Here is a 25,486-nt window from a genome sequence, read left to right as displayed (position 1 = left end):
CTCAGAAGAAGTCGATCGACACCTGCAGCAAGCGCTCCACCACCGGAACGTCCGCCGCAAGCGCGAAGAGCACGATGACATCGCCCTCGTCGACCTTGGTGTCGCCGCCCGGCTTGACGATGCGGTCGCCCTTCATCAGCGCCCCCATCAGCACGCCCTCGGGGAAGTCGATGTCGCGCAGCAGCCGGCCTGCGATCGGCGAGGTGCCCAGCACCTGCGCCTCGATCACCTCGGCCTCGGCATCGCCGATCGAGTAGATCGCCCGCACCCGGCCGTGGCGGATGTGGCGCAGGATCGAGCTGACCGTGGTGGCGCGCGGGTTGATGTAGGCGTCGATGTCGAGCGGCGCCATCAGCGGCACCATCGTCGGGTCGTTGACCAGCGAGATCGCCATCTTGCAGCCCGCCTGCTTCGCCCGCACCGCGGCCAGGATGTTGGTCTTGTCGTCGTCCGTCACCACCAGCACCGCGTCGGCGCGGTCGATGTTCGCTTCCTCGAGCAGCTCGGCGCTCATCCCGTCGCCATTGAGCACGATCGTCCGTTCGAGCATGTCGGCGGCGCGTTCGGCATTGGCGCGGTTCTTCTCGATGATCTTCGCCCGCACCCGGTCCGAGCGCGCCTCGAGCGCGCGGGCAACGCCAAGCCCGACATTGCCGCCGCCGATGATGACGATGCGTTCCTGCTTCTTCGTCGCCTTGCCGAAAATCTCGAGGGTGCGGTTCACATCCTCGGTGAAGGCGAAGACATAGATCTGGTCCTCGGCGAAAAGCTGATCGCCCGGCTCGGGAGCGAAGAGGCGCCCCTCGCGCCGCACGCCGACGACCAGCGCGCGCAGCGTCGAAAAGAGGTCGGTGAGCTGGCGCAGCGGCGTGTTCAGCACCGGGCAGTCCTCCTCGAGGACGATGCCCAGAAGCTGCACCCCGCCGTTGAGGAAGCTCTCGGTGTCGAAGGTCGCCGGCGCGTTCAGCCGCTGCAGGGCGGCTTCCGCCACCTCGCGTTCGGGGCTGATGACCACGTCGATCGGCAGATGGTCGCGGCGGTAGAGATCGGCGTATTGCGGCGCGAGATAGGTCTGCGCGCGGATCCGGGCGATCTTGCGGGTGACGCCGAAGACCGATTGCGCCACCTGACAGGTCACCATGTTGACCTCGTCCGAATGGGTGGCGGCGATGATCAGGTCGCAATCGCGCGCGCCCGCCTTTTCCAGCACGTCGGGGTGCGAGGCAAAGCCCGCCACCCCCTGCACGTCAAGCGTGTCCGAGGCGCGGCGCACCAGCTCGGCATTGCTGTCGACGATGGTGACGTCGTTGCGCTCGCCCGCCAGATGGCGCGCGATCTGCCAGCCGACCTGTCCTGCGCCGCAGATGATGACCTTCATTCCGTCCTCCGACTGGCCGTCTGGCTGTTGTATGCGCACAGCCCCCCACGGTCAATCACAGCGCCCGGGCGCCGCACCCTGCCCCGGCTGCGGCCGCTCCGCGGGGAGTATTTGCACAAGGAAAACCGCAGGTCCGAAAGACCTTGCCGCTGTTTTTCCTGGCCCAAATACTCCCGCCGGAGGCGATTGCCGCCGGTGGCGCAGGCGCCGCTCAGAGGTCGTCCTCGTCCTCGTCGGCATCCTCGAGATGGGCGACACGGCCGCCCGCCTTGGCCGAGGTGACGACGCCCAGAGACTTCAGCTTGCGGTGCAGCGCCGAGCGTTCCATGCCGACGAAGGCCGCGGTGCGCGAGATGTTGCCGCCGAAGCGGTTGATCTGGGTGAGCAGGTATTCGCGTTCGAACAGCTCGCGCGCCTCGCGCAGCGGCAGCGTCGCCAGCGCGCCGCCGAGCACGATCCGCCCCTCCTCGGCCGGGCCGCCCTCGCCCGGCAGCTCGCGCGCCTCGATCGGGCCGGTGCTCTCGCCAAGGATCAGCACCCGCTCGACGATGTTGCGCAGCTGGCGGATGTTGCCCGGCCAGTCCATCGTCTGCAGCGCCGCCCCCGCCTCGTCCGAGATCTCGCGCGCGGGCAGGCCCTGGGTGCGGTTGAAGGCCTCGATGAAATGGCGGGCGAGCAGCGGGATGTCCTCGCGCCGCTCGCTCAGCGGCGGCACCGCGATCGGCACCACGTTGAGCCGGTCGAACAGCTCCTGGCGGAAGCGGCCGGCAGCGATCTCGGCGGCCAGATCGCGCGTCGTCGAGGAGATCACCCGCAGATCGACCCGCACCTTGTCGGCGCCGCCCACCCGGGTGAATTGCTGCTCGGTCAGCACCCGCAGGATCTTCGACTGCGTGCCCGAGGGCATCTCGGCGACCTCGTCGAAATAGATCACCCCGCCATGCGCCTGCTCAAGCAGCCCCTTCTCGATGCCGCGCTCGGAGGTCTCGCGGCCGAACAGCACCTCTTCCATCCGCTCGGGTGCGATCGAGGCCGAGTTCACCGTGACGAAGGGTGCCGCGGCGCGGTTCGAATGCTGATGCACGAAGCGCGCCGCGGTCTCCTTGCCCGATCCCGGCTCGCCGGTCAGCATCACCCGGCCGTTCGACTTCGTCACCTTGTCGAGCTGGTCCTTGAGCTTGCGGAAGGCGGCCGAGGCGCCGAGCATCTCGCCCGAATGCAGGTCGCGCCGGCGCAGCGAGGAGTTTTCGCGCCGCAGCCGGGCGGTCTCCATCGCGCGGCCGATCACCACCATCAGCTGGTCGATGTTGAACGGCTTCTCGATGAAGTCATAGGCGCCCTGCTTGATCGCGGCGACGGCGATCTCGATGTTGCCGTGCCCCGAGATGATGATGATCGGGATGTCCGGGTTGTCGCGCTTCACCGTCTTCAGGATGTCGATGCCGTCCATCCGGCTGTCCTTCAGCCAGATGTCGAGGATCATCAGCGCCGGCGCCTCGGCGTTGATCTGCTCCATGCACTCGTCGGAATTCGCCGCCAGACGAGTGGCATAGCCCTCGTCCTTCAGGATGTCGGCGATCAGTTCGCGGATGTCCTTCTCGTCGTCGACGATCAGAATGTCACTCATGGGTCCCACTGTCCTTGATGGCGCGCTGGCCCGCCCGGGCCCGCGGCAGTCTGATTTCGGCGAGCGCGCCGCGATGCGCGCCCTCGGCGAAGGCCGGTGCATCGGTCAGCACCAGCGTCCCGCCATGTTCCTCGATGATCTTCTTCACGATCGGCAGGCCAAGCCCGGTGCCCTTCGCCCGCGTCGTCACATAGGGCTCGAACAGCCGCGAGCGGTCGGGCGGCAGGCCGATGCCGTTGTCCATGATGCGGATGGTGACGGCGTCGGGCGTGGCCTCCATCGCGACCCGCACCTCGGGCACCCAGCCCTCGGGCGCGCCCTTCTCGGCAAGGCTCTCGATCGCCTCGCCGGCGTTCTTGATGAGATTGGTCACCGCCTGCGAGATCATCGTCGCGTCGAGTTCCACCACCACCGGCTCGGCCGGCAGGTCGGAGACCAGCTTCGCCCCGTGCAGCGCGCCGTCCTGCAACAGCACCGCGTCGCGCATCAGCCGCGCGAGGTCATGGTCGCGCCGGTCGGGTTCGGGCATCCGGGCAAAGCGCGAGAACTCGTCGACGATGCGGCGCAGGTCATTCGTCTGCCGCACGATCACCCCGGTGAGCTGCTCGAGCGTTTCCAGATCCTCGCCCGAGACGAGGCGCGAATACTTGCGCTTGATGCGCTCGGCCGAGAGCTGGATCGGGGTGAGCGGGTTCTTGATCTCATGCGCGATGCGGCGCGCGACGTCGCCCCAGGCGGCCATGCGCTGCGCCGAGACCAGCTCGGTCACATCGTCGAAGGCCACCACATAGCCCTCGCGCCGGCCGTCCTCGCCGCTGCGCACCGCCATCCGCACCAGAAGGCTTTCCAGCCGCCCGCCGCGCGAGATCCGCACCTCTTCTTGCACGACAGGATGAAAACCATCCTGCAAGCGATGGAAAAGGCTTGAGAATTCAGGGACAGCCTCGGCAAGGGAAAGGTCGTGATCCTGGCCCGGGGCAAGCTCCAGCAGACGCATCGCCGAGCGGTTGAGAAAATCGAGCCGGCCCTCGGCATCGAGGCCGATCACCCCCGAGGTGACCGAACTCAGCACCGAATCGAACAGCCGCCGGCGCTCTTCGGTCTTGCGGTGCGAGGCGATCAGCGCTTCGCGCTGGCCTTTCAGCTCGCGCGTCATCCGGTTGAACACGATGCCGAGCGTGGCAATCTCGTCATCGCCCTCATCCTCGATCACCCGGGCATCGAGATCGCCTGCGCCGACCCGCTCGGCGGCCGAGGCGAGCCGGCCGATCGGGCGCGACAGCCGCTCGGCGAACCACAGCCCGACCCAGACCGCGGCGAGGATCAGGATCAGCGCAAAACCGATGTAGACGAGACCGAACTCGAACAGCACCCGGCCACGGGTGGTCTCGAGCTGCTGATAGAGGTGCACGGTCTCGCGCGTGTTGTCGAGCAGCGACAGGATCTGGCCGTCGACGGTGCGCGAGACATAGAGGTAGCGGTCGACGAAGGCATCGAGGCGGACGAGGGCACGCAGTTCCGAATTCGGCCAGTCCTCGATCAGGACGGTGCCGCCCTTCTGCGCCTCGACGATCTTCTCGGGCGCGGGTTTCTCGAAATCGAAGAGATAGCTGCGCTCGCCGCGGGCGACGATCTCGCCGGTGCCGTCGATCACATAGGCTTCCTTCAGCCCGCGCTGGATGCCCGCCTGCCCGGCGACCAGCAGCTCGCGCAGATCGCCGTCCGACATGAAGGTGGCGGCCTGCCGGCGCAGGTTCAGAAAGCCCGCAAGCGCCTCGGCATCGGCGACGATGTCGCGCTTGTGCTCGTCCTGATAGGCCTCGGCCGCAGCGAGCGAAGTGCCGACGACCGAGCGCACCCGGTCGGAGAACCAGCCCTCGAGGCCGATGTTCACGGTGAGCCCGGCGAACAGCGCGACGAGGATCGTCGGCACCAGCGCGATGCCGGCGAAGACCCCGGTGAGCCGCAGCGTCAGCCGCGAGCCCGAGGCGCGGGCGCGCCGCGCCGCGATCATCTGCGTCAGGCGCATCACGATCAGCCCGGCGAGCAGCAGGAAATAGACGAAATCGGCAAGCAGCGTCAGGCGCAGCGCATTCGAATCGGCGCCCTGCCCCATCGGCCCGAGCACCACGAAGGTGCCAAGCGCGAGCACCGGGCCCAACACCGTGAGCCCGAGCGCAAAGCCGTTCTGCACCCGGCGCTGGCGGCGCAAACGAACAAGCTTGTCCCACGCGCTGCGATCGACCGTGCCGTGCAAGATGCCTCTCCCGCTCTCCGGGGCCGGGCGAATCCGCCGAGGCGAAATTGCCACAACCCCCTGTTGCGGGTTTACATCAGTTTCCGGCGCCGTGTCACCTGAATATCCAGATCGGTGATCTTCTTGCGCAAGGTATTGCGGTTGATTCCAAGCAGGTCGGCACATCTCGCCTGATTGCCGCCGGTGGCGTCGAGCGCAATCTCGATCAGCGGCGCCTCCATCTCGCGCAGGATCCGGTCATAGAGGCCGGGCGCAGGCAGGTTGCCGCCGTGCAGGTCGAAATAGCGCCGCAGGTGGCGTGCGATCGAGGCCGAGAGCTTCTCGCCCTCGCCGCCCGAGCGCAGCGGCTCGATCGCCGGCTGATTGCCGAGCACGAATTCCACCTCGGCACGGGTGATTTCCTCTTCGGACGAGGTCACCACCAGCCGGCGCACGGTGTTCTCGAGCTGGCGCACGTTGCCCGGCCAGGCATAGGCGCGCACCAGCGCCAGCGCCTCGGCCGAGAAGCGGCGGGTGCCAAGCCCGTCGCGCTCGGCCCGGGTCAGGAAGTGGTCGGCGAGCAGCGGGATATCCTCGACGCGCTCGCGCAGCGCGGGCACTGCGATGGTGACACCCCCGAGGCGGTAGAACAGGTCCTGGCGGAACTTGCCCGCCTCCATCAGCGCCGACAGGTCGACCTGGGTCGTCGCCATGATCCGCGGGGCGGGATCGGGCAAGGCGTCGAGCATGCGCACGATGCGGCCCTGGGTCTCGTCGTCGTAATCGCCGACCTCGTCGAAGACGAGCGAGCCGCCCTTGGCCTTCGCCAGCAGCGTCGAGGGGCCGTCGGCGCCCTGCAGGTCGGCCGCCTGCGCCACCACGAAGGGCAGCGTGCGGCGATCCGAGAAGTCGTGGATCGCGCGGGCGATCAGCGACTTGCCGGTGCCGGATTCGCCCAAGATCAGCACCGGCAGATCGGCGTTCATCACCCGCGCCACAAGGCGGTAGAGCGCCTGCATCGCCGCGGTGCGGCCGACCAGCGGCAGGTCGGTGCCGCCCTCGGTGCGCGGCTCGATCGTTTTCTGCACGACCTGTGCCTTGCGCTTTTGCTCGAGCGCGCGGGCGGCGCGCTTCATCAGATCGGGCAGATCGAAGGGCTTCGGCAGATAATCGTAGGCATCCGCCTCCGCAGCCTGGATCGCGGTCATGATCGTGTTCTGCGCCGAGATCACGATCACCGGCAGGCCGGGGCGTTCCTGCGCGATGCGCGGCAGGGCCTCGAGCCCGTTGCCGTCGGGCATGACGACATCGGAGATCACGAGATCGCCCTTGCCCTCCTCGACCCATCGCATCAGCGTCATCAGCGAGGCGGTGGCATGAACCTTGCACCCGGCCCGGGTCAGGGCCTGGGTGAGCACGGTGCGGATCGTGCGGTCATCATCGGCGACAAGTACGGTGCCGTCCATCGGTCAGCTCTCCTTCGGGGCGACAGGCAGGGAAATCCGGAACACGGTCTTTCCCGGAACGGAATCGACGGAGATCCAGCCGTCGTGTTCCGAGATGATCTTCGACACCAGCGCAAGGCCGAGCCCGGTGCCGTTCTCGCGGCCGGAGACGAAGGGTTCGAAGATCGACGAGGCGATGTCGGGCGGAATGCCCGGGCCGTCGTCGACGATCTCGATCTGCAGGGGCAGCGCCTGCCCGAGCCCGTCCGCGCGGCGCAGCCGCAGCGAATGTTCGTAGAAGGTGTGCAGCCGGATCGTGCCGGGCTGGCCCTTCGAGGCCTCCGATGCGTTCTTCAGCAGGTTCAGGAAAACCTGGGTGAGCTGATCGGCATCGCCCAGCGTCGGCGGCAGCGAGGGGTCGTAATCCTCGATGATCGTCATATGCGCGCCAAAGCCGACCAGCGCCGACTTCCGCGCCCGGTCGAGCACATCATGGATGTTGACCGGCTTCTTCTCGGGCGGACGGACATTGCCGAACTGCTCGACCTGTTCGAGCAGCTTCACGATCCGCCGGGTCTCGTCGACGATCAGATCGGTCAGCTCGAGATCGTCGCCCGCAAGGCTCATGCTCAGCAGCTGCGCCGCCCCGGCGATGCCCGCAAGCGGGTTCTTGATCTCGTGCGCCAGCATCTCGGCCATGCCGATCGCCGAGCGTGCCGCCGATTTCACCATGCTCGCCCGGCCGAGCCGGTCGGCGAGCTCGCGCGGCGAGATCAGGAACAGGATCGTCGAGGCATCCTCGCCCAGCGGCGCCGCCTGCAGGTTGCACTGCACCGGGGCCTTCTCGCCCGTCGTCACCTCGACGTCGTTGACGAAAAGCGCCGAGCGGTTCTTGCGGACGCGGGCGAAGATCTCCTCGAGCGGGGCCGAAATCGCCAGCCGCTCGAGCACCGACTGCCCCTTCAGCATCCGCGCAGAAATGTTGAGGAACAGCTCGGCCGCCGGGTTGACCTCGATCATCCGGTCATCCTCGCCGATCAGAAGCGCCGGGATCGGCAACGAGCTCCAGATGATGCCGGGTGCGGGAAGGGTCATGCCGCCATCCTTTCGCCGAAAGCCGCGCCGATCAGCGCAAGCGTCGCCGCCGGGGTCTGCGAGACCATCATCTCGGCGCGCAGGGGGGCGCCTGCGGCCTCGGCATACCAGCCCAGATGCTTGCGTGCGAGGCGCAGACCGACCTCGATGCCGTAGAAGGACAGGATCGCCTCGTAATGCTCGGCCACCAGTGCGGCGAGCGCGTCGCCCGCAGGCAGCCGCGGTGCGGGCGTGCCGAAGAGCGCCGCGCCGATCTCGGCCAGCGCCCAGGGCCTTCCCTGCGCGCCGCGCCCGACCATCACCCCGGCCGCGCCGCTTTCCGCCAGCGCGCGGCGCGCCGAGGCCGCGTCGGTGATGTCGCCATTCGCGATCACCGGCACCGAGACCGCCTGCACCACCGGCCGGATCGCCGCCCAGTCGGCCGCGCCCTTGTAGAACTGCATCCGGGTGCGACCGTGGATGACGATCATCCGCACGCCGGCCGCCTCGGCGCGGCGCGCGATCTCGGGCGCGTTCAGGCAGTCCGTGTCCCAGCCAAGCCGCATCTTCAGCGTCACCGGCACGTCGACCGCACCGGTCACCGCCTCGATCAGCGTCAGTGCGTGATCGGGGTCGCGCATCAGCGCCGCGCCGGAATAGCCGCCCGTCACCTTCTTCGCCGGGCAGCCCATGTTGATGTCGATGATCTTCGCGCCCATGTCGGCCACGACCTTCGCCGCCTCGGCCATCGCGCCCGCCTCGCGCCCGGCAAGCTGCACCGAGGAGGCCATGTCGAGGCCAAGCTCGCTGCGCGCCTTCGCCCGCACCGAGGGCTTGGCCGTCAGCATCTCGCCCGAGGCCACCATTTCGGAGACCACAAGCCCGGCGCCGAAACGCGCCACGATCCGCCGGAACGGCAGATCGGTGATACCGGCCATGGGTGCAAGCAGCACCGGGGGCTCCAGCCGGAAAGTGTCGAGCGTGAGGGTCACTTGGCATTCCAGATTGTTGCTGCACTTGAGGTAGCGGCTGAGTTCGGGAATCACAATTGAAACGCGGCAGTTTCGGCGGGAAAAATCAGCACTTGCCTAAACTTTACGCACATCCCCGGCGATTTCGGCCCGGAGTTACCGCTCACAGCCGGAATCGCCCTGCTCTGGTCCCGATTGCACCAGGCGCGGGCTTGGCCTAAGCCTTTCGCCGGAACCGGAGGAGAGGACATGACGGTTGCGGTGATCATCGTGGCGGCGGGGCGCGGCAGCCGGGCGGGCGGCGGCACGCCGAAGCAATGGCGCGACCTGGCGGGCGTGCCGGTGCTGGCGCGCACCGTGTCGGCCTTTCGCGGCCTCGGCCGCATCACCGTGGTGCTGCACCCCGATGACATGGTGCGCGGCGTCGCCCTTTTCGGCGGCACGGTGACGCTGGTCGCAGGCGGCGCGACGCGCGACGCCTCGGTGCGGGCGGCGCTCGAAAGCCTCACCGGCAGCGGCGTCGAGAAGGTGCTGATCCATGACGGCGCGCGCCCCTTGGTGCCGCGTGCGGTGATCGCGGGGGTTCTTGCCGCCCTCGACACCGCGCCGGCTGCCGCGCCGGCGCTTGCCGTCACCGATGCGCTCTGGCGCGGCACCGGGGGCCGGGTCAGCGGCACCGAGAACCGCGAGGGCCTCTATCGCGCGCAGACGCCGCAGGGGTTCCGCTTTGCGCAGATCCTTGCCGCGCATCGCGCCCATCCGGGCGGCGCCGCCGATGACGTCGAGGTCGCCCGCGCCGCGGGGCTGACGGTGGACATCACCCCCGGCTCGGAAGACAATCTGAAGATCACCTTCGCCGAGGACTTCGCCCGCGCAGGCGCGATCCTCGCCGCACGAAAGGACAGAGGCATGGATGTGAGAACGGGCAACGGCTATGACGTGCACGCCTTTTGCGAGGGCGACGGCGTCATCCTGTGCGGGGTGAAGGTGCCGCACACGAAGGCGCTTCTGGGCCATTCCGACGCCGACGTCGGCATGCATGCGCTGACCGATGCGATCTATGGCGCGCTCGCCGAGGGCGACATCGGCCGCCACTTCCCGCCCTCCGACCCGCAGTGGAAGGGCGCGGCAAGCGAGATCTTCCTTGCCCATGCCGCGAAGCTCGCCACCGACAAGGGCTATCGCATTTCGAACGTCGACGTGACGATCGTGTGCGAGCGGCCGAAGGTCGGCCCGCATGCCGCGGCGATGATGGCGGAACTGGCCCGCATCCTCGGGATCTCGCCGAACCGGGTCTCGGTCAAGGCGACCACCTCGGAGCGGCTTGGCTTCACCGGCCGCGAAGAGGGCATCGCCGCCCTCGCCACCGCCACCCTGATCGGAGACTGACCATGTCGCTGCGTGCCATCACCACCTTCGGTTTCGTCGGCCTGCTGCGCCCCGCCCCGGGCACCTGGGGCTCGCTCGTCGCGGTCGCCCTCGGCTGGGCGATCGAGCATTGGCTCGGCTTCCTCCCGCTGGTGATTGCCACCGTCGCGGTCACGCTCCTCGGCTTCTGGGCGGTCAATGCCGCGCTGAAACCGGGCGAGGACCCGTCCGAGGTGGTGATCGACGAGGTTGCGGGGCAATGGCTCGCGCTCCTTTTCCCGGCGATGGGGTTCTGGCTGCGCGATGTGCCGATGGTCTGGCCCGGCCCGGTCGCGGCCTTCCTGCTGTTCCGCCTCTTCGACATCTGGAAACCCGGCCCCGTCGGCACCGCCGACCGCCGCAACGACCCCGCGGGCGTGATGCTGGACGACCTGATCGCGGGTGTCTTCGCGGGCATCGTGACGGTGATCCTGGCCGGGCTCTATCACGGGGTGATGATGCGATGACCCCGGCCGAGATCCTCGCCGCCGCCCGCGCCCGGGGCCTGCGCATCGCCACCGCCGAAAGCTGCACCGGCGGCATGGTCGCCGCCGCGCTGACCGACATTCCGGGCAGCTCCGACGTGTTCGAGCGCGGCTTCGTCACCTATTCGAACCTCGCCAAGGAACAGATGATCGCGGTCCGGCCCGAGACGCTTGCCGCCCATGGCGCGGTGTCCGAGGAGGTGGCGCGCGAGATGGCCGAGGGCGCGCTTGCCCATTCCGCCACCGATCTCGCGGTCTCGATCACCGGCATCGCCGGCCCCGGCGGATCGGAATTCAAGCCCGAGGGCCGGGTCTGCTTCGGTCTGGCCGGCACCGGCCGCCCGACCACCACCGAAACGGTCGAGTTCGGCGCCCTTGGCCGCGACCGGGTGCGCCTTGCCGCCCGCGATCATGCGCTGGCACTTCTGGCGCAGGCCCTCGCTTCGGCGCCCCTCGTCTAGGCGACAGGCCCGTAAAGCGCCGCGGCGCGATCCTCGAAGGCCTTGACGATCTTGCGCATCGCCTGATCGAAGACGACGCCGATCACGCCCTGCAAGATCGCGTTCTTGAACTCGAAATCCACGAAGAAGTCGACGTTGCAGCCGCCCTCTTCCCGGTCGGTGAACTGCCACCAGCTTTTCAGATAGCGGAACGGGCCGTCGAGATATTCGGTATCGACGCGCAGCCGCTGTGGGAACAGGGTCACGCGCGAGCCGAAGCGTTCGCGGAAGACCTTGAACGAGATCACCAGATCGGCCTCGAGCACCTCGGAGCCGGGCTCCTCGCCCGGCCGGCGCGCACGGATCCGCGCCGCCGAGTTCCAGGGCAGGAACTGCGGGTATTTCGCGACATCGGCAACAAGGTCATACATCTGCCGTGCCGAATAGGGCATGACGCGCTTTTCGGAATGTGTCGGCATCTGCTCCTGTCCGTGCGCCGTTCCCTTCGCCCCCTTGTTGCGATAAACCGGCAGGGAAATGCAAGGCCCCCCGGGCGGGTTCAGGAGAACAGGATGACGCAGCGCACCGCGGATGGTCGCCCCTACGAGATCGACCAGATGATTTCCGCCAAACGCATCGCCGCGCGGGTCGAGGCGCTTGGCGCCGAGATCTCGGAAAGCTTCCGCGGCACCGACCGGCTCGTCGTGGTGGGGCTGCTGCGTGGATCCTTCGTGTTCATCGCCGACCTGATCCGCGAGATCGACCTGCCCTGCGAGGTCGATTTCCTCGAGGCCTCATCTTACGGCAACGACACCACCTCGACCCGCGAGGTCCGCATCCTGAAGGACCTGCGCGGCAGCATCGGCGGGCGCGACGTGCTGGTGGTCGAGGATATCGTCGACACCGGCCACACGATTTCGAAGGTGATGGACATCCTGCGCGACCGCCACCCGCGGCGGATCGAATGCTGTGCGATGCTCGACAAGCCCTCGCGCCGCGAGGTCGACGTGCACGCGACCTGGACCGGCTTCGAGATCCCCGATGAATTCGTCGTGGGCTATGGGCTCGACTTCGCGCAGACGCACCGCAACCTGCCCTTCATCGGCACCGTGCGCTTCACCGGCGAGGCGGCAAAGTGAACCCGCTGTGGTTCATGCGAATGGCGAAATGGGCGCGCCGGCCGCCCTCGATGACGCAGGTGAAGATCGTGGGCGCGGTGCTCGCGATCGCCGTGGCGATCGTGCTGGCCGACAAGCTCGGCTTCTGGCCGGACTGGGCGCGGCTCGACCGCGCCGCGCGTCCGCGCCTGCACTGAGGGTTACTCGCCCTCGCCCGCCAGCAGCGGCGCGATCTGCTCGTCCAGGACCTTCTGGGTGATCGGCCCGGCATAGCGCATCAAGACCGTGCCCTCGCCGTCGATCACGAAGGTCTCGGGCACGCCCGCAACACCCCAGTCGAGGCCCATGGTGTTCTTCGGGTCGGCGCCGATCCGCGCGAAGGGATCGCCAAGATCGGCAAGGAACGACAGCGCCTGCGCCGGCTTGTCCTTCCAGTTCACGCCGTAGATCTCGACCCCGTCCTCGGCCATTGCCTTCAGCGTCGGATGCTCGACCCGGCAGGGCGCGCACCACGAGGCCCAGAAGTTGACGAGCTTGATCTTGCCATCGCGCAGATCGGCATCGGTGAACATCTGCGCCTCGCCAAGCGGCACGGTCTCGACCGGCGGGGCCGCCTTGCCGATCAGCGCCGAGGGCAGCGCCGTCGGATCGGTGCGGTTCATCCCCCACAGGAACAGCCCCGCCAGCGCCGCAAAGGCGACCGGGGGCAGCAGCACGAGCGGCTTAACCATTCTTTCCCATCCGTTCTTCCTGGCGCGCGAGCGCCCGTTTCACTTTCGCGCCCTTCCACAGCGAGACCGCAACGAGCCCCGCCAGAAGCCCGACGGTCGCGACATAGGAGCCGAGCACGGTGACCGCGTATTTTCCGAGTTCCGGCATCATGCCATGCGCTCCCTCTGCTCGAGCGCCTTGAGCCGGCGCAGGCGGATCTCGGTGCGGGTGCGCAAAAGCACCAGCGCGATGAAGAACAGGATGAAGCCCGCGATGCACAGCAGCAGCGGGAACCAGTAGACATCCGAGATATGCTGCGCCGAATCCATGCTCAGCGTCGCGCCCTGATGCAGCCCCTGGTTCCAGAACAGCACCGCATAGCGGCTGAGCAGCGCGAAGACCGAGCCCACCAGGCACAGCACGCCGGTGAGATCGGCCGCGGTGTCCGGGTTGTCGATCGCCTCCCACAGCGCCATGTAGCCCAGATAGAACAGGAACAGGATCAGGAACGAGGTCAGCCGCGGGTCCCACTCCCACCAGGTGCCCCACATCGGCTGGCCCCAGATCGCCCCGGTGATCAGCGCGATCAGCGTCATCACCATGCCAATCGGCGCCGCGGCCTTGGCGGCCAGCGCCGAGACGTGATGGCGGCGAATGAGCCAGATCAGCGAGGTGACGAGCATCATCGCCCAGATGTTGATCGCCATCATCGCCGCCGGCACATGGACGTAGATCACCTTCACCGTCGAGCCGAAATTGTCGGCCTCGGGGGTCAGGAAGAAGCCCCAGATCAGCCCGCCGAGCAGGCAGACCGCCGCCAGCCCCGTCGCCCAGGGCAGGACGAGCGAGGAGGTCTTCATGAACTTGACGGGGTTCGCATATTCCCAGATCGACATGGGCTCTGGCTACCTTCCTGTTCTTTCGCGCTCAACTCACTATCGCGTATGGCCCGACATTCGATGCGACGGCTTGCCGCGCGTCAAGCCTGCCGCAGGTTCACCCGGATCGCCGCGGCCGAGGCGAAGGGCACAAGGGCGATGGTGGCGGCGGTGATCCCCGCGAGCATCAAAAGCGGCACCCGCACCTCCATCCCCGCAGCACCGCGGCGCACGAGCTCGGCCCCGAAGATCAGCGTCGGCACGTAAAGCGGCAACACCAGAAGCGAGAGCAGCAACCCGCCGCGCTTCAGCCCCACGGTCAGCGCCGCGCCGAAGGTGCCCAGCACCGAAAGCGCCGGCGTGCCGAGCAGCAGCGACACCACCAGCCACAGATAGGCCGGCGCGGGCAGGTGCAGCAGCACGCCGAAGACCGGCGCCGCCAGCACCAAGGGCAGCCCGGTGGTGATCCAATGCGCCGCGGCCTTCATCGACACCGCGCCCTCGAGCGGGATCGGCGCCGTCACCAGCAGATCGAGCGTGCCGTCCTCGTAATCGAGCGCGAAGATCCGGTCGAGCGAGAGCAGACAGGCGAGCAGCGCGCCAAGCCAGAGCACGCCCGAGGCAATGCGCGAGAGCACCCCGCCCTCGGGCCCGACGCCGAAGGGGACAAGCGTCACCACGATCAGGAAGAAGGCAAGGCCGAGGCCGAAGCCGCCGCCCGCCCGCACCGCAAGCCGCAGGTCACGAAGCAGCAGCGCGATCATGCCCGGCCTCCGCCTGGGCGCAGAGGTCGGACGCCTCCGGCGGGAGTATTTGGGCCAAGAAAAAACGAGGGGCCTTTTTCTTGGCCCAAATACTCCCCGCGGAGCGTCCGGCAGATGTCACAGGTGCCGCGGCGGGTCATCCGAAAGCCTCGTCGAAACTGCCGCGGAAGCCGCCCTGTTCGGGCGGGCGGGCCTTGAAGGGGGCGAGGTCGAGCACCTCGGCCTCGGGGATGCCGAGGTCGATATGGGTGGCCATCAGCGCGGCGCCGCCGGTCGCGAGATGTGCCCGCACCGCCGCCCCGAAGAGCGCGACCGAGGCCGCGTCGAGCGAGACGGTGGGCTCGTCGAGCACCCAGATCGGGCGGCCGGTGACCAGAAGCCGCGCGAGGCCGAGCCGGCGCTTCTGCCCGGCCGACAGGCTGTGCGCCGCCCGGTCGGCCAATGCGCGCAGGTTCATCCGCTCGATCGCCGGGGCGATGTCGGGCGTCGCGTAGACATCGGCCCAGAACCGCAGGTTCTCGCGCACGCTCAGCATCGCCTTCAGCCCGTCGGCATGGCCCGCATAGGCCATCGTCTCGGCCGGCATCGAGACGGTGCCCACCAGCGCCGGCTGCAGCCCGGCAAGGGTGCGCAAGAGCGTCGTCTTGCCGATCCCGTTCGGGCCACGCAGCACCAGCGCACGGCCCGCCTCGAGGGTGAAACTCACCCCCTCGAGCACCGGCAGCCCGCCGCGTGTCACACTCAGATTGTCGACGCTCAACATGGTCATGGCCGAGCCTTAACCGATCCGGCCGGGCCGGGAAAGCGTCACGGTGCCTCCCCCGGCATCGGCAGCAGTGCCGCGGCAACGCGACGCCCCTCGCTCAGCAGCACGTTGTAGGTGCGCGCAGCCGAAGGCGTGGACATGCCCTCGCACATCACCCCCGCCGCCTCGAGCGCGGCGACGAAGGGTTTCGGCAGATAGGCGATCTGCGCCCCGGTGCCGAGGAAAAGCACGTCGATCGCCCCCGCAAGCGCCAGCAGCGGCGCGAGGTCGTCATAGCCGCCCCAGGGGCCCGCCGCCTCGGCCCGCACCAGCAGCCCGCCGCGATGCACCACCCCCGCGACCCGGAAGAACCCCGGGCCGTAGGAATCGACCGGCAGCGAGGCGCCGAATTCGGCCTCAGTGATCGGCATTCGCCGCCCCCTCGGTGAAGAACTTGTCCGACGGATCGCCCGGTTTCTTGTTCCGGTCGAGACCGATGAAGAGCACGATGTTCTTCGCCACGAAGACCGAGGAATAGGTGCCGACCACCACGCCCCAGGTCATCGCGAAGACGAAGTTGCGGATCACGTCGCCGCCCAGCACCAGAAGCGAGATCAGCGCTATCAGCGTCGTGCCCGAGGTCATCACGGTGCGCGACAGCGTCTCGTTGACCGAGATGTTCATCACGTCCTTGAGCGGCATCGTCTTGTACTTGACCAGGTTCTCGCGCAGCCGGTCGAAGACGACGACGGTGTCGTTGATCGAATAGCCGAGGATGGTCAGCAGCGCGGCGATGATCGTCAGGTCGAACTTGAGCTGGAACAGCGCGAAGAGCCCGACGGTCAGCGCCACGTCATGGACAAGCGCGGCCAGCGCGCCGATCGAATACTGCCATTCGAAGCGGACCCAGACATAGACGACGATCGCTGCGGTGGCGGCCAGAACCGACCAGATCGCGGTCCAGATCAGCTCGCCCGAGACTTTCGGACCGACGGATTCGGTCGACACGAAAGTCACCGCCGGGTCGACGGTCTTCAGCGCCGCCTCGATCGTGCCGATCGTCTCGGGGGTGATCGCCTCGGTGTCACCCTGCGCCTGGATGCGGATCATCGCGACATGCTGGTCGGCACGGAAGTTCGGGTCGAAGACCTCGGTGATCGCCACATCGCCAAGCCCGAGCGGGGCCATCGCCTTGCGATAGGCGCCGACATCGAGGACCTGCGTCGATTCCGTGCGGATCGTGGTGCCGCCGCGGAAGTCGATGCCGAAGTTCAGCCCCATCACCACCGGCAGGATCAGCGAGATCACCACCGCCACTGCCGAGGCGCCGAAGGTCAGCCAGGCGTGCTTGAAGAAGTCGAACGTCGTGTGTTCGGGAACGAGTTTGAGCCGGAATGCCATGGCGTTCCCTCCTTAAAGCACGATCGTCTTCGGACGGCGCCAGCTGAACCAGGCGCTCACCATCAGACGGGTGACATAGATGGCGGTGAAGACCGAGGTGAGGATGCCGATGATCAGCGTCACGGCAAAGCCCCGCACCGGGCCGGCGCCAAGCACGAACAGGATCACCCCGGTGATGAAGGTGGTCACGTTCGCATCGACGATCGCCGACATCGCCTTCTCGAAGCCGAGCTCGATCGCCCGTGCCGGCCCCTTGGCAGTGCGCAGCTCCTCGCGGATGCGCTCGAAGATCAGCACGTTGGCGTCGACCGCGGTGCCCATGGTCAGCACGATGCCGGCGATGCCGGGCAGCGTCAGCGTCGAGCCGATCATCGACATGACGCCGAAGATCAGGCCGATGTTGACCACCAGTGCAACCGTGGCGAAGACCCCGAAGAGGCCATAGGAGGCGATGATCAGCGCCACCACGGCAACGAAGCCGACGGCGGCGGCGACGCGGCCCGCGGCGATCGAGTCGGCGCCGAGCTCGGGCCCGATCGTGCGCTCCTCGAGGAAGGTCATGCCCGCGGGCAGCGCGCCTGCGCGCAGCAGAAGCGCAAGGTCGGTCGCCTCCTGCGAGGTGAAATGGCCGGTGATGATGCCGGAGCCTCCGGCGATATGGCTCTGGATCACCGGCGCCGAGATCACCTTGCCGTCGAGCACGATGGCGAAGGGTTCGCCGATATGGTTCTGGGTGAAGTCGCCGAAGGCGCGCGCGCCGGTCGGGTTGAAGCGGAAGCCGACGGCCGGATAGCCGTTCTGGTCGGTTTCGGGGCGGGCATCGGTCAGCTCGTCGCCCGAGACCACCGGCACCTGGTCGAGGATGTAATAGATCCCCTGGGTGTTGGCGTCGGGCAGGATCTCGTTGCCGGTGCCCGCGGGCTGGTCCGGGTTCGAGCTGCGGCCGACGACCTGATGGAAGGTCAGCTTCGCGGTGGTGCCGATCAGCGATTTCAGCTCGGCGGCCGAGCCGATGCCGGGCACCTCGATCAGGATCCGGTCCGAGCCCTGACGCATGATCGTCGGCTCGCGGGTGCCGGCCGCATCGACGCGGCGGCGCACGATTTCAAGCGACTGCTGCATCGTGCGGTCATCGGTCGCGGCCTGTTCGGCCTCGCTCAGACGGATCGTGAGCGTGTCGCCCTGCCCGGTCACCTCGATGTCGTTCTGCCCGACGCCGGTCAGGGTGACGACCGGGGTGGCGAGCGCCTTGACCGCCGCAACGGCGGCCGCGATCTGCTCGGCATTGCCGATCTGGATCCGCAGCTCGCCGCCCGGCGAGGGCACGCGGCGGATCGAGCCGATGGTCGCCCGCTCGGCCGCCAGCGCCTTGCGCGCCTCGGGCCAGAGCGCATCCATCCGCGCCTTGTAGACCTCGTCGAGATGGACCTCGGCAAGGAGATGCGCGCCACCGCGCAGGTCGAGCCCGAGGTTGACGAGCCCCGAGGGCAGCCAGTCGGGCCAGGCGGCCTTGGCCGCCGCCTGCGCGTCGCTCAGCGCACCGCTGCGCTCGAGCGTGCGCAGGGCATCGTTGTGCCCCTCGACGCGGTTGTAGAAAAGGTTCGGCGCCGCCATGCCCAGCCCGATCACGCACAGGCCGATGATGACGACACGCTTCCAGAGCGGGATCTGCAGCATGACGGCGATGGTCCTTATTCGGCGCTGGCGGCCGGTTCGGTCTTGGTGAGCACCTGGGTCACGGTCGCCTTCACGACGCGCACCTTGACGCCCGGCGCGATCTCGATCTCGAGCTCGCCATCCTCGCGCACATGGGCCACCTTGCCGATGATGCCGCCCTGGGTGACGACCTGATCACCGCGACGCAGCGACTCGACCATCGAGCGGTGCTCTTTCGCCTTCTTCTGCTGCGGACGGATCAGCAGGAAATACATGATCACGAAGATCAGGACGAGCGGCAGGAACTGGCCGAAGGCGGCAATGCCCGACGGGGCGGCGCCACCGGCGGCCTGGGCGAAGGCGGGGGAGATGAACATGGTCTGGTCCTTTCGTTCGGGCCTTGGACGCGGCTTCCCCGCGCCCGGTTTTCGGCGCGCACCCTAGCCGCCGCCCCCCGCAATGGCAAGGCGCGACGGCCCGTCCCGCCGCCGACTCACGGTCACGTCAGACCGGACGGAGCGAGCAAACAGAAAGGGGGCGCTGCCCCCTCGGCGCGTGCCGCGCCTCACCCCCGAGGTATTTTTGCCAAGATGAAAGCAGGGGCCGCGGGGTCTTGCGGATTTCTCCTTGCCGAAAAGGCCTCGGGGTGAGTTTGCGCCACCGCACAAGGAGCGGCAGCGCCCCTCCCCGCCCCGGGCTCAGCCGACCGGCAGGGCGCGTTCGACGAGGCGCGCGAAGAAGCTCGCGCCGATCGGCGCCGCCGCGTCGTTGAAGTCATAGGCCGGGTGGTGCAGCCCCGCCCCCGGGCCGGTGCCGAGGAAGAGATAGGCGCCGGGCCGCGCGGCGAGCATATAGGCGAAATCCTCCGCCCCCATGTCGCGCTCGGCCTCGGCCTCGACCGCGGCCGCGCCCGAGACCTCGGCCGCGACATCGGCAGCAAAGCGCGCCTTTCCGGCATCGTTCACTGTCGGCGGATAGCCGCGTTCATAGGTGATCTCGGCGCGCACGCCATAGGCCTCGGCCTGACCCGCGACGATGGCACGGAAGCGGTCCTCGAGCAGGTCGCGCACCGCGGGCGAGAAGGAGCGGATCGTCGCCGCGAACCAGCCGCTTTCCGGGATGATGTTGTTCGCCGTGCCGACGTGGATCTCGGTCACCGAGACCACCGCCTGTTCGAGCGCGGCGACATTGCGGCTGACGATCGTCTGCAGCGCGCCGACCATGCCGGCGATGGCGACGACCGGATCGGCGCAGACCTGCGGCGTCGCGCCATGGCCGCCGCGGCCGGTGACGGTGATCCAGGCGGTGTCGACCGCCGCCATCAGCGGCCCGGGCGTGGTCTGGAAATGGCCGAGCGGCAGGTTCGGCGCGTTGTGGATGCCATAGACCTCGGTGATGGCGAAGCGCTCCATCACGCCCTCGCGCACCATCACCTCGCCGCCGCCGCCCTCTTCCTCGGCGGGCTGGAAGAGCAGCACGACCGAGCCCGCGAAATTGCGCGTCTCGCTGAGATAGCGCGCCGCGCCCAGCAGCATCGTGGTGTGCCCGTCATGGCCGCAGGCGTGCATCCGCCCGGGGTGCTCGGAGGCATAATCCTTGCCGGTGATCTCCTCGATCGGCAGCGCATCCATGTCGGCGCGCAGCCCGATCGCCGGGCCGGCCATGCGGCCGCGGATCACCGCGACGATGCCCGAGCGCGCCACCCCCTCGTGGATCTCGTCGACACCGAAGCTGCGCAGTTTCGCCGCGACGAAAGCCGAGGTCTTCGGCAGGTCGAATTCGAGCTCGGGGTGGCGGTGCAGCCAGTGTCGCCATTCGGCCATCTCCGGGGCAAGGGCGGCGATGCGGTTGATGACGGGCATGGTGGACTCTGATCTCCGGGAAGGGATACTGACCTAGATGATCCTTTCAGGAGGCAAGGGCAATGGCGAAACCGAGCGATCCGATGCTGTTCGACGAGGCCGGCGATGCGGGCGTGCAGATGCGCCGGCTGGCGGCGATCATGGACTGTCTGCGCGATCCGGAGACGGGCTGTCCCTGGGATCTCGAGCAGGATTTCGCCTCGATCGTGCCCTATACCATCGAGGAAGCGCATGAGGTCGCCGACGCGATCGAGCGCGGCGCCTGGGACGAGCTGGAAAGCGAGCTGGGCGACCTTGCGCTGCAGGTGGTGTTCCACGCCCGGATGGCAGCCGAGAAGGACCTGTTCGATCTGGCGGGCGTGTTGCGCGCGATCAACGCCAAGATGATCTCGCGCCATCCGCATGTCTTCGGCGACGAAAGCCGCGACAAGTCGGCGGCCGAGCAGACCGTCGACTGGGAGAAGATCAAGGCGGCCGAGCGCGCGGGCCGGGCCGAGCGCGGCGTGCTCGATGGTGTGGCGCTTGGCCTGCCGGCGCTGAGCCGGGCGCTGAAGCTGCAAAACCGCGCCGCGCGGGTGGGCTTCGACTGGCCCTCGACCGCCGAGGTGGTCGACAAGATCGCCGAGGAGGCGCGCGAGCTGACCGAGGCGCGCGATCTCCTCGGCGCCGAGGAGATCGCCGAGGAATATGGCGATCTGCTGTTCGTGATGGTGAACCTCGGCCGCCATCTGGGGCTTGACCCCGAGGCCTGCCTGCGCGCGGCAAACGGGAAATTCACCCGTCGGTTCGCCTATATCGAGGACGCGCTGAAGGGGCGCGGCAAGGTGCCGGCGGACAGCGATCTGGCCGAGATGGATGCGCTTTGGAATGCGGCGAAGGCGCATGGGGTGAAATAGGCGCCGGGGGTTTCACCCCCGGACCCCCAGAGTATTTGCGCCAAGAAAAAGCCGGGGGGCTCAGAACAGCGCCTTGCGCAGCATGTTCAGCGCGACGAGCATCAGGAAGCCCGCGAAGACACGCTTGAGCTTCTTCGGGTCGAGCCGGTGGGCGAGCGCCGCGCCCCAGGGCGCGGTGATCATCGTCATCGCGATCACCACGAGGAAGGCGGGCACGTTGATCGCGCCGATCGTATAGGGCGGCGCATCGGGCACGCGGGTCAGCAGGAAGGCCACCGCCGAGGGCGCGGCGATGGTGACGCCAAAGCCCGCCGCCGTCGCCACCGCGCGGTGGATCGGCACCCCGTGCAGGGTCAGCATCGGCGTGCCGATCGAGCCGCCGCCGATGCCAAGGAGCACCGAGGCAAAGCCCATCAGCGGCCCGAACCAGGCGCGGAAGATGCCGCCCGGAAGATGGTCCGAGATCCGCCAGCTCGCCTTGCCGAAGGCCATGTAGCAGGCAATGCAGAACACCAGCACGCCGAAGATCAGCTGCAGCGTCTGCGTGCGCAGCTGTGCGACGACCAGCACGCCCGCGACCGCGCCGATGGCGATCGGCGGCGCCCATTGCTTCAGGATCGTCCAGTCGACGGCGCCGCGGCGGTTATGCGCCAGCACCGAGCGGATCGAGGTGACGATGATCGTGGCAAGCGAGGTCGCGACGCAGACCTGCATCAGGTTGTCCGAGCCATAGCCGAGCCCGGCGAAGAGGTAATAGAAGGCCGGCACCAGCACGATGCCGCCGCCCACGCCGAGAAGGCCGGCAAGGATGCCGGCAAAGGCGCCGACCGCCATCAGGATCAGCAGCAGCGGCAAAAGCGTGTCGAGATGGGTCATGCGGTCCTCCTGCGCCCCCGGCGCTTATGCGGGTCGCGCCACTTCTGCCAGAGCCGCCGCATAAAGCGCAAGCCCCGCGCCCTCGCGCGTCGCCCCTTCCGACAGCACCCGGCGCCAGCCGCGCGCCCCCGGGCGACCGTGGAACAGGCCCAGCATGTGGCGGGTGATCTGATGCAGCCGCCCGCCCGCGGCGAGATGATCGGCGATATAGGGCGTCATCGCCTCGGCCACGGCGAAGGGATCGGCCGGCGCCCCCTCGCCCCAGATCGCGGCATCGGCACCCCCCAGCACCTCCATCGGCTGGTGATAGGCGGCGCGGCCGACCATCACCCCGTCGATTCCGGCGGCGAGCTGCGCCTCGGCCTCGGCAAGGGTCGCGATGCCGCCGTTGATCGAGAGGTGCAGATCCGGGAATTCCGCCTTCATCGCATGCACGAGCGGATAGTCGAGCGGCGGGATCTCGCGGTTGTCCTTCGGGCTCAGCCCCTGCAGCCAGGCCTTGCGGGCATGGATGGTGAAGCGGCGCACGCCCGCCGCCGAGACCCGGCGCAGGAAGTCGGGCAGCACCTCTTCGGGGATCTGGTCGTCGACACCGATGCGGCATTTCACCGTGACCTCGACCGGGCTTGCGGCGATCATCGCGCTCACGCAGCGCGCCACCAGTTCCGGGGTCTTCATCAGCACCGCCCCGAAGGCGCCCGACTGCACCCGGTCCGAGGGGCAACCGCAGTTGAGGTTGATCTCGTCATAGCCCCAGTCGGCCGCGATCCGCGTGGCCAGGGCGAGCTCGGCCGGGTCCGAGCCGCCCAGCTGCAGCGCGACCGGATGTTCCGCGGGCGAGAAGTCGAGCAGCTGGGCGCGCTTGCCATGCACCACCGCCGGGGCGGTCACCATCTCGGTGTAAAGCAGCGCGTGGCGCGAGATCTGGCGGTGAAAGACACGGCAGTGCCGGTCGGTCCAGTCCATCATCGGCGCAACGGACAGACGGGCGGCGGCCGGCCAATTCGCTTGTTCCACCATTTGCAGGCCCCCTCTATCCGTCGCGTTTCCGCCGCTCTGTAGCAAAAGGGCGGTGTCGCGCAAAGAGGAGAGCAGGCGGGCCCGCCCTTTTCCCGCCGCACCCGGCAAAGGCGTTGGTCCTTCACCTCGCCGGGGCCGGCCGCGGTTCGCCACGGGGCGGCAAATGGCCGCGGAGCATGCGACGCCGCGATGAGGCCCGCGGCGCCCCGGGGGTACCCCTCGCCTATCCCCCGATCTCGTCCAGGAATTCGGCCAAAAGCGCCTGCCCTTCCGGCCAGGCCCCAAGACCCGATGCCCCGTTCAGATGACCGCGGCGCCCCAGAAGGCGGGGCCTTGCGCCCTGCCCTGCGGCCCAGGCGATCGCCCTTACCTCCGGATCATAGGGATCGTCTTCGCTGGCCACGGCAAGCACCGGGCGATCGCCGAACCCCGATGCCGGCAGCGCCCCGAATTCCCTTGCCCGCGCCGGGAAGACCGGCCCGAGCGGGTCCGGCACCGCAACCAGAAAGGCCGCCGCGATCGCACCGGAAGACGCCGCGCGCCAATGGGCGAAGAGAAGGCAGCCGAGCGAATGGCAGACAAGCACCGGCGGCTGAGGATGCGCGGCAACCGCCCGCTCCAGCGCGGCGATCCAATCCGCGAGTTCCGGCTCTTTCCACGAGCCCGGCGCGATCCGGGTGGCACCGGGGTCAAGGTCTTGCCAATGGCTTTGCCAATGCTCCGGGCCAGACCCGCCGATCCCCGGCACCATGACGAAACGAGATCCCATGATTCACTCCTGATTTTCACAATCCCGGAGTTTCGTGCCCGGCACACGATCCGGGAATGGCAACTCATCGGATTTTGGGTCAAACTTCCGATGAATTAACGGAAGCGATAACACAGCATGCCGATGAGTGACCTCGACCGCCTTGATATCGCAATCCTGGAGGCGCTTCAGGACAACGCCCGCACCCCGCTTTCAGAGGTCGGACGACGTGTCGGGCTTTCGCAGCCGGCGACCTCGGAGCGGGTCAAACGCCTCGAGGATCGCGGCATCATTGCGGGCTATGCCGTGCGTCTGGACCCGGCCGCGCTGGGGCTTGGCATGATGGCGATCATTCGCCTGAAGACCACGCATGAGCACATCAAGCCGGCGCTGCGCGCCTTCGCCGAGATGCCGCATGTGATCGAGGTCCACCGTCTGACCGGAGAGGACTGTTTCCTGCTCAAGGTTCTCGTCCCGACCCCGGGACAGCTCGAAACCATCGTCGACACCATCGCCCGGTTCGGGGCGATCACCACATCTCTCGTCCTGCGCTCGGAGCCCGTGAAACCGCTTGGCAAGGCGCTTCTCGGCTGACCCGGCCCCGGCCGGCGTGGCCGCCCGCCGGCAGTCACGGGCGGCTAGAACGGCAGCCCGACGTAGTTCTCCGCCAACTCGCGCCGGGCGGTCTCGGACAGGGCGAGATGGTCGAGCGCGGCGCGGCGCATCTGTGCGGCAAAGCTGTCCTCGTCGTCGAAACGGTGCAGCATCGTCGTCATCTGCCAGGAGAAGCGCATCGCCTGCCAGATCCGCGCGAGCGCCCGCTGCGAATAGCCGTCGATCCCGGCCTCCTTGCCATGCTTAAGCGCGTCGATCAGCGCCTGATGCAGGTAGAAGACGTCGGACACCGCGAGGTTGAGCCCCTTCGCCCCGGTCGGCGGCACGATATGGGCGGCATCGCCCACGAGGAACAGCCGGCCCCAGCGCAGCGGCTCGGAGACGAAGCTGCGCAGCGGCGCGATCGATTTCTCGATCGCCGGCCCGGTGACGAGCCTTGCTGCGGCCTCGGCGGGGAGGCGGCGGCGGAACTCGGCCCAGAAGCGCTCGTCCGGCCAGTCCTCGACCCGGTCGGTGAGCGGCACCTGCACGTAACAGCGCACGAGATTGGCGTTGCGCATCGAGGCGAGCGCGAAACCGTGCGGCGAGCTTGCGTAGATCAGCTCGTCCTGCACCGGCGGCGTCTTCGACAGGATGCCGAGCCAGCCGAAGGGATAGACCCGCTCGAACTCGCGCCGTTTCCCGGCCGGGATGGTGCGGCGCGACACACCGTGGAAGCCGTCGCAGCCCGCGACATAGGCGCAGCGCAGCCGGTGGCGGGTGCCGTTCAGCGTGTAGTCGACAGCGGCCTGCGCGCCGTCGAGATCGTGAATTGTCACCTCCCCGACGCCGTGGATGATCCGGGTGCCGAGTGCGTCCTGCGCCTCGTAAAGGTCATGCGTGACCTCGGTCTGGCCATAGATCATCACCCGCTTGCCGGTGAGCGCGTGGAAGTCGATATGCACCAGGCGGTCGGCATCGCTGAGCCAGGTGCCATCATGCACGAAGCCCTCGGCCTCCATCCGCGCTCCCACTCCCGCCTCGCGCAGCACCTCGACCGTGCCCCATTCGAGCACCCCCGCCCGGATCCGCGAGAGCACGTGCTCGCGGCTCGAGCGCTCAAGGATGATCGTCTCGATCCCCGAGCGGTTCAG

At 68.2% G+C, this 25,486-nt stretch carries 28 protein-coding genes; 7 read left to right on the top strand and 21 right to left on the bottom strand.

The annotated features are described in order from the left end of the window. Position 1: 1 nt before the first annotated feature. From trkA to dusB, 6 genes are all read right to left on the bottom strand, one after another. Entirely contained in the window at positions 2 to 1,378 is a 1,377-nt protein-coding gene (gene trkA / locus EOW66_RS17910; RefSeq protein WP_128157710.1) for a Trk system potassium transporter TrkA, read from the bottom strand. 211 nt (positions 1,379 to 1,589) lie between these two features. Beyond that, positions 1,590 to 3,005: a nitrogen assimilation response regulator NtrX gene (gene ntrX / locus EOW66_RS17905; RefSeq protein ID WP_128157709.1), complete on the bottom strand. Its 1,416-nt coding sequence runs from the start codon at positions 3,003 to 3,005 to the stop codon at positions 1,590 to 1,592. Continuing rightward, entirely contained in the window at positions 2,998 to 5,262 is a 2,265-nt protein-coding gene (locus tag EOW66_RS17900) for a sensor histidine kinase NtrY-like (protein ID WP_128157708.1), read from the bottom strand. Before EOW66_RS17900 ends, ntrX begins: the two co-directional genes overlap by 8 nt. 71 nt (positions 5,263 to 5,333) lie before the next feature. Beyond that, positions 5,334 to 6,707, bottom strand: a complete 1,374-nt coding sequence (locus tag EOW66_RS17895) for a response regulator (protein ID WP_113900319.1) — start codon at positions 6,705 to 6,707, stop codon at positions 5,334 to 5,336. A 3-nt stretch (positions 6,708 to 6,710) separates the two neighbouring features. Then, the gene (locus EOW66_RS17890; protein ID WP_128157707.1) at positions 6,711 to 7,781 is read right to left on the bottom strand and encodes a two-component system sensor histidine kinase NtrB; all 1,071 of its coding nucleotides are present in this window, start codon (positions 7,779 to 7,781) and stop codon (positions 6,711 to 6,713) included. After that, positions 7,778 to 8,698: a tRNA dihydrouridine synthase DusB gene (gene dusB, locus EOW66_RS17885; protein ID WP_239017627.1), complete on the bottom strand. Its 921-nt coding sequence runs from the start codon at positions 8,696 to 8,698 to the stop codon at positions 7,778 to 7,780. Before dusB ends, EOW66_RS17890 begins: the two co-directional genes overlap by 4 nt. A 282-nt stretch (positions 8,699 to 8,980) precedes the next feature. On the opposite strand from dusB, the gene EOW66_RS17880 reads away from it, so the two are divergent. The 3 genes from EOW66_RS17880 to EOW66_RS17870 are packed head-to-tail and all read left to right on the top strand — an operon-like array spanning position 8,981 to position 11,084. Beyond that, positions 8,981 to 10,120, top strand: a complete 1,140-nt coding sequence (locus EOW66_RS17880) for a bifunctional 2-C-methyl-D-erythritol 4-phosphate cytidylyltransferase/2-C-methyl-D-erythritol 2,4-cyclodiphosphate synthase (protein ID WP_128157705.1) — start codon at positions 8,981 to 8,983, stop codon at positions 10,118 to 10,120. A 2-nt stretch (positions 10,121 to 10,122) separates the two neighbouring features. Further along, positions 10,123 to 10,605 carry a phosphatidylglycerophosphatase A family protein gene (locus EOW66_RS17875; RefSeq protein WP_128157704.1) on the top strand — a complete coding sequence of 161 codons (483 nt, stop codon included), beginning with the start codon at positions 10,123 to 10,125 and terminating at the stop codon, positions 10,603 to 10,605. Further along, positions 10,602 to 11,084: a CinA family protein gene (locus tag EOW66_RS17870; RefSeq protein WP_128157703.1), complete on the top strand. Its 483-nt coding sequence runs from the start codon at positions 10,602 to 10,604 to the stop codon at positions 11,082 to 11,084. The genes EOW66_RS17875 and EOW66_RS17870 overlap by 4 nt, the downstream gene beginning before the upstream one ends. Here EOW66_RS17870 and EOW66_RS17865 read toward each other — a convergent pair. Further along, entirely contained in the window at positions 11,081 to 11,542 is a 462-nt protein-coding gene (locus EOW66_RS17865; RefSeq protein WP_128157702.1) for a type II toxin-antitoxin system RatA family toxin, read from the bottom strand. The two genes, EOW66_RS17870 and EOW66_RS17865, sit on opposite strands and share 4 nt — an antisense overlap. A 93-nt stretch (positions 11,543 to 11,635) precedes the next feature. On the opposite strand from EOW66_RS17865, the gene hpt reads away from it, so the two are divergent. After that, positions 11,636 to 12,202: a hypoxanthine phosphoribosyltransferase gene (gene hpt, locus EOW66_RS17860; RefSeq protein WP_113900312.1), complete on the top strand. Its 567-nt coding sequence runs from the start codon at positions 11,636 to 11,638 to the stop codon at positions 12,200 to 12,202. Beyond that, a complete protein-coding gene (locus tag EOW66_RS17855) occupies positions 12,199 to 12,378 on the top strand; it encodes a hypothetical protein (RefSeq protein ID WP_113900311.1) in 180 nt (59 codons plus the stop codon). The genes hpt and EOW66_RS17855 overlap by 4 nt, the downstream gene beginning before the upstream one ends. 3 nt (positions 12,379 to 12,381) lie before the next feature. Here EOW66_RS17855 and EOW66_RS17850 read toward each other — a convergent pair whose 3' ends face one another. From EOW66_RS17850 to EOW66_RS17805, 10 genes are all read right to left on the bottom strand, one after another. Next, positions 12,382 to 12,912 (bottom strand): DsbE family thiol:disulfide interchange protein, encoded by a 531-nt coding sequence (locus EOW66_RS17850; protein ID WP_113900310.1) that lies wholly within the window; start codon positions 12,910 to 12,912, stop codon positions 12,382 to 12,384. Then, complete coding sequence (ccmD, locus tag EOW66_RS17845; protein WP_113900309.1) at positions 12,905 to 13,063, bottom strand: heme exporter protein CcmD; 159 nt, start codon at positions 13,061 to 13,063, stop codon at positions 12,905 to 12,907. The genes EOW66_RS17850 and ccmD overlap by 8 nt, the downstream gene beginning before the upstream one ends. Then, the gene (locus EOW66_RS17840) at positions 13,060 to 13,788 is read right to left on the bottom strand and encodes a heme ABC transporter permease (RefSeq protein WP_128157701.1); all 729 of its coding nucleotides are present in this window, start codon (positions 13,786 to 13,788) and stop codon (positions 13,060 to 13,062) included. Before EOW66_RS17840 ends, ccmD begins: the two co-directional genes overlap by 4 nt. Positions 13,789 to 13,871: 83 nt before the next feature. Further along, positions 13,872 to 14,534: a heme exporter protein CcmB gene (gene ccmB / locus EOW66_RS17835; RefSeq protein ID WP_113900307.1), complete on the bottom strand. Its 663-nt coding sequence runs from the start codon at positions 14,532 to 14,534 to the stop codon at positions 13,872 to 13,874. 136 nt (positions 14,535 to 14,670) lie between these two features. Next, positions 14,671 to 15,303 carry a heme ABC exporter ATP-binding protein CcmA gene (gene ccmA / locus EOW66_RS17830; RefSeq protein WP_128157700.1) on the bottom strand — a complete coding sequence of 211 codons (633 nt, stop codon included), beginning with the start codon at positions 15,301 to 15,303 and terminating at the stop codon, positions 14,671 to 14,673. Between the two features lie 38 nt (positions 15,304 to 15,341). Then, on the bottom strand, positions 15,342 to 15,710 hold the full coding sequence (locus EOW66_RS17825) for an Mth938-like domain-containing protein (RefSeq protein ID WP_128157699.1): 369 nt from the start codon (positions 15,708 to 15,710) through the stop codon (positions 15,342 to 15,344). After that, on the bottom strand, positions 15,697 to 16,680 hold the full coding sequence (gene secF / locus EOW66_RS17820) for a protein translocase subunit SecF (protein WP_128157698.1): 984 nt from the start codon (positions 16,678 to 16,680) through the stop codon (positions 15,697 to 15,699). The genes EOW66_RS17825 and secF overlap by 14 nt, the downstream gene beginning before the upstream one ends. A gap of 12 nt (positions 16,681 to 16,692) precedes the next feature. Then, positions 16,693 to 18,357 (bottom strand): protein translocase subunit SecD, encoded by a 1,665-nt coding sequence (gene secD / locus EOW66_RS17815; RefSeq protein ID WP_128157697.1) that lies wholly within the window; start codon positions 18,355 to 18,357, stop codon positions 16,693 to 16,695. A 14-nt stretch (positions 18,358 to 18,371) separates the two neighbouring features. Beyond that, on the bottom strand, positions 18,372 to 18,713 hold the full coding sequence (gene yajC, locus EOW66_RS17810; RefSeq protein WP_128157696.1) for a preprotein translocase subunit YajC: 342 nt from the start codon (positions 18,711 to 18,713) through the stop codon (positions 18,372 to 18,374). Between the two features lie 321 nt (positions 18,714 to 19,034). Then, on the bottom strand, positions 19,035 to 20,198 hold the full coding sequence (locus EOW66_RS17805; RefSeq protein WP_128157695.1) for a M20 aminoacylase family protein: 1,164 nt from the start codon (positions 20,196 to 20,198) through the stop codon (positions 19,035 to 19,037). Positions 20,199 to 20,281: 83 nt separating this feature from the next. On the opposite strand from EOW66_RS17805, the gene mazG reads away from it, so the two are divergent. Continuing rightward, a complete protein-coding gene (gene mazG, locus EOW66_RS17800; protein WP_380711095.1) occupies positions 20,282 to 21,094 on the top strand; it encodes a nucleoside triphosphate pyrophosphohydrolase in 813 nt (270 codons plus the stop codon). 60 nt (positions 21,095 to 21,154) lie between these two features. On the opposite strand, the gene EOW66_RS17795 is transcribed toward mazG, so the two are convergent. The 3 genes from EOW66_RS17795 to EOW66_RS17785 form a co-directional block, all read right to left on the bottom strand. Beyond that, a complete protein-coding gene (locus tag EOW66_RS17795) occupies positions 21,155 to 21,970 on the bottom strand; it encodes a sulfite exporter TauE/SafE family protein (RefSeq protein WP_128157693.1) in 816 nt (271 codons plus the stop codon). Between the two features lie 24 nt (positions 21,971 to 21,994). Continuing rightward, positions 21,995 to 22,990, bottom strand: a complete 996-nt coding sequence (gene dusA, locus EOW66_RS17790) for a tRNA dihydrouridine(20/20a) synthase DusA (protein ID WP_128157692.1) — start codon at positions 22,988 to 22,990, stop codon at positions 21,995 to 21,997. Positions 22,991 to 23,213: 223 nt separating this feature from the next. Beyond that, on the bottom strand, positions 23,214 to 23,759 hold the full coding sequence (locus tag EOW66_RS17785; RefSeq protein WP_128157691.1) for an RBBP9/YdeN family alpha/beta hydrolase: 546 nt from the start codon (positions 23,757 to 23,759) through the stop codon (positions 23,214 to 23,216). A gap of 123 nt (positions 23,760 to 23,882) precedes the next feature. On the opposite strand from EOW66_RS17785, the gene EOW66_RS17780 reads away from it, so the two are divergent. Then, entirely contained in the window at positions 23,883 to 24,332 is a 450-nt protein-coding gene (locus EOW66_RS17780) for an Lrp/AsnC family transcriptional regulator (protein ID WP_239017625.1), read from the top strand. A 44-nt stretch (positions 24,333 to 24,376) separates the two neighbouring features. Here the strand turns inward: EOW66_RS17780 and pobA are convergent. Beyond that, positions 24,377 to 25,486, bottom strand: a 1,110-nt coding sequence (gene pobA, locus EOW66_RS17775; RefSeq protein WP_128157689.1) for a 4-hydroxybenzoate 3-monooxygenase, incomplete at its 5' end; no start/stop codon positions are given.

This window comes from Paenirhodobacter huangdaonensis (assembly GCF_004022465.1).
Classification (GTDB): domain Bacteria; phylum Pseudomonadota; class Alphaproteobacteria; order Rhodobacterales; family Rhodobacteraceae; genus Rhodobacter; species Rhodobacter huangdaonensis.
Note: the sequence above shows the minus strand (reverse complement) of the source record. Positions and strands in the feature narration are given on the sequence as shown.

Bases quoted from the DNA above. Each gene is read 5' to 3' on its own strand.
- trkA (WP_128157710.1), bottom strand. From the start codon at position 1,378: ATGAAGGTCATCATCTGCGGCGCAGGACAGGTCGGCTGGCAGATCGCG.
- ntrX (WP_128157709.1), bottom strand. From the start codon at position 3,005: ATGAGTGACATTCTGATCGTCGACGACGAGAAGGACATCCGCGAACTG.
- EOW66_RS17895 (WP_113900319.1), bottom strand. From the start codon at position 6,707: ATGGACGGCACCGTACTTGTCGCCGATGATGACCGCACGATCCGCACC.
- EOW66_RS17890 (WP_128157707.1), bottom strand. From the start codon at position 7,781: ATGACCCTTCCCGCACCCGGCATCATCTGGAGCTCGTTGCCGATCCCG.
- dusB (WP_239017627.1), bottom strand. From the start codon at position 8,698: ATGGCCGGTATCACCGATCTGCCGTTCCGGCGGATCGTGGCGCGTTTC.
- EOW66_RS17880 (WP_128157705.1), top strand. From the start codon at position 8,981: ATGACGGTTGCGGTGATCATCGTGGCGGCGGGGCGCGGCAGCCGGGCG.
- EOW66_RS17875 (WP_128157704.1), top strand. From the start codon at position 10,123: ATGTCGCTGCGTGCCATCACCACCTTCGGTTTCGTCGGCCTGCTGCGC.
- EOW66_RS17870 (WP_128157703.1), top strand. From the start codon at position 10,602: ATGACCCCGGCCGAGATCCTCGCCGCCGCCCGCGCCCGGGGCCTGCGC.
- EOW66_RS17865 (WP_128157702.1), bottom strand. From the start codon at position 11,542: ATGCCGACACATTCCGAAAAGCGCGTCATGCCCTATTCGGCACGGCAG.
- hpt (WP_113900312.1), top strand. From the start codon at position 11,636: ATGACGCAGCGCACCGCGGATGGTCGCCCCTACGAGATCGACCAGATG.
- EOW66_RS17850 (WP_113900310.1), bottom strand. From the start codon at position 12,912: ATGGTTAAGCCGCTCGTGCTGCTGCCCCCGGTCGCCTTTGCGGCGCTG.
- ccmD (WP_113900309.1), bottom strand. From the start codon at position 13,063: ATGATGCCGGAACTCGGAAAATACGCGGTCACCGTGCTCGGCTCCTAT.
- EOW66_RS17840 (WP_128157701.1), bottom strand. From the start codon at position 13,788: ATGTCGATCTGGGAATATGCGAACCCCGTCAAGTTCATGAAGACCTCC.
- ccmB (WP_113900307.1), bottom strand. From the start codon at position 14,534: ATGATCGCGCTGCTGCTTCGTGACCTGCGGCTTGCGGTGCGGGCGGGC.
- ccmA (WP_128157700.1), bottom strand. From the start codon at position 15,303: ATGACCATGTTGAGCGTCGACAATCTGAGTGTGACACGCGGCGGGCTG.
- EOW66_RS17825 (WP_128157699.1), bottom strand. From the start codon at position 15,710: ATGCCGATCACTGAGGCCGAATTCGGCGCCTCGCTGCCGGTCGATTCC.
- secF (WP_128157698.1), bottom strand. From the start codon at position 16,680: ATGGCATTCCGGCTCAAACTCGTTCCCGAACACACGACGTTCGACTTC.
- secD (WP_128157697.1), bottom strand. From the start codon at position 18,357: ATGCTGCAGATCCCGCTCTGGAAGCGTGTCGTCATCATCGGCCTGTGC.
- yajC (WP_128157696.1), bottom strand. From the start codon at position 18,713: ATGTTCATCTCCCCCGCCTTCGCCCAGGCCGCCGGTGGCGCCGCCCCG.
- EOW66_RS17805 (WP_128157695.1), bottom strand. From the start codon at position 20,198: ATGCCCGTCATCAACCGCATCGCCGCCCTTGCCCCGGAGATGGCCGAA.
- mazG (WP_380711095.1), top strand. From the start codon at position 20,282: ATGCTGTTCGACGAGGCCGGCGATGCGGGCGTGCAGATGCGCCGGCTG.
- EOW66_RS17795 (WP_128157693.1), bottom strand. From the start codon at position 21,970: ATGACCCATCTCGACACGCTTTTGCCGCTGCTGCTGATCCTGATGGCG.
- dusA (WP_128157692.1), bottom strand. From the start codon at position 22,990: ATGGTGGAACAAGCGAATTGGCCGGCCGCCGCCCGTCTGTCCGTTGCG.
- EOW66_RS17785 (WP_128157691.1), bottom strand. From the start codon at position 23,759: ATGGGATCTCGTTTCGTCATGGTGCCGGGGATCGGCGGGTCTGGCCCG.
- EOW66_RS17780 (WP_239017625.1), top strand. From the start codon at position 23,883: ATGAGTGACCTCGACCGCCTTGATATCGCAATCCTGGAGGCGCTTCAG.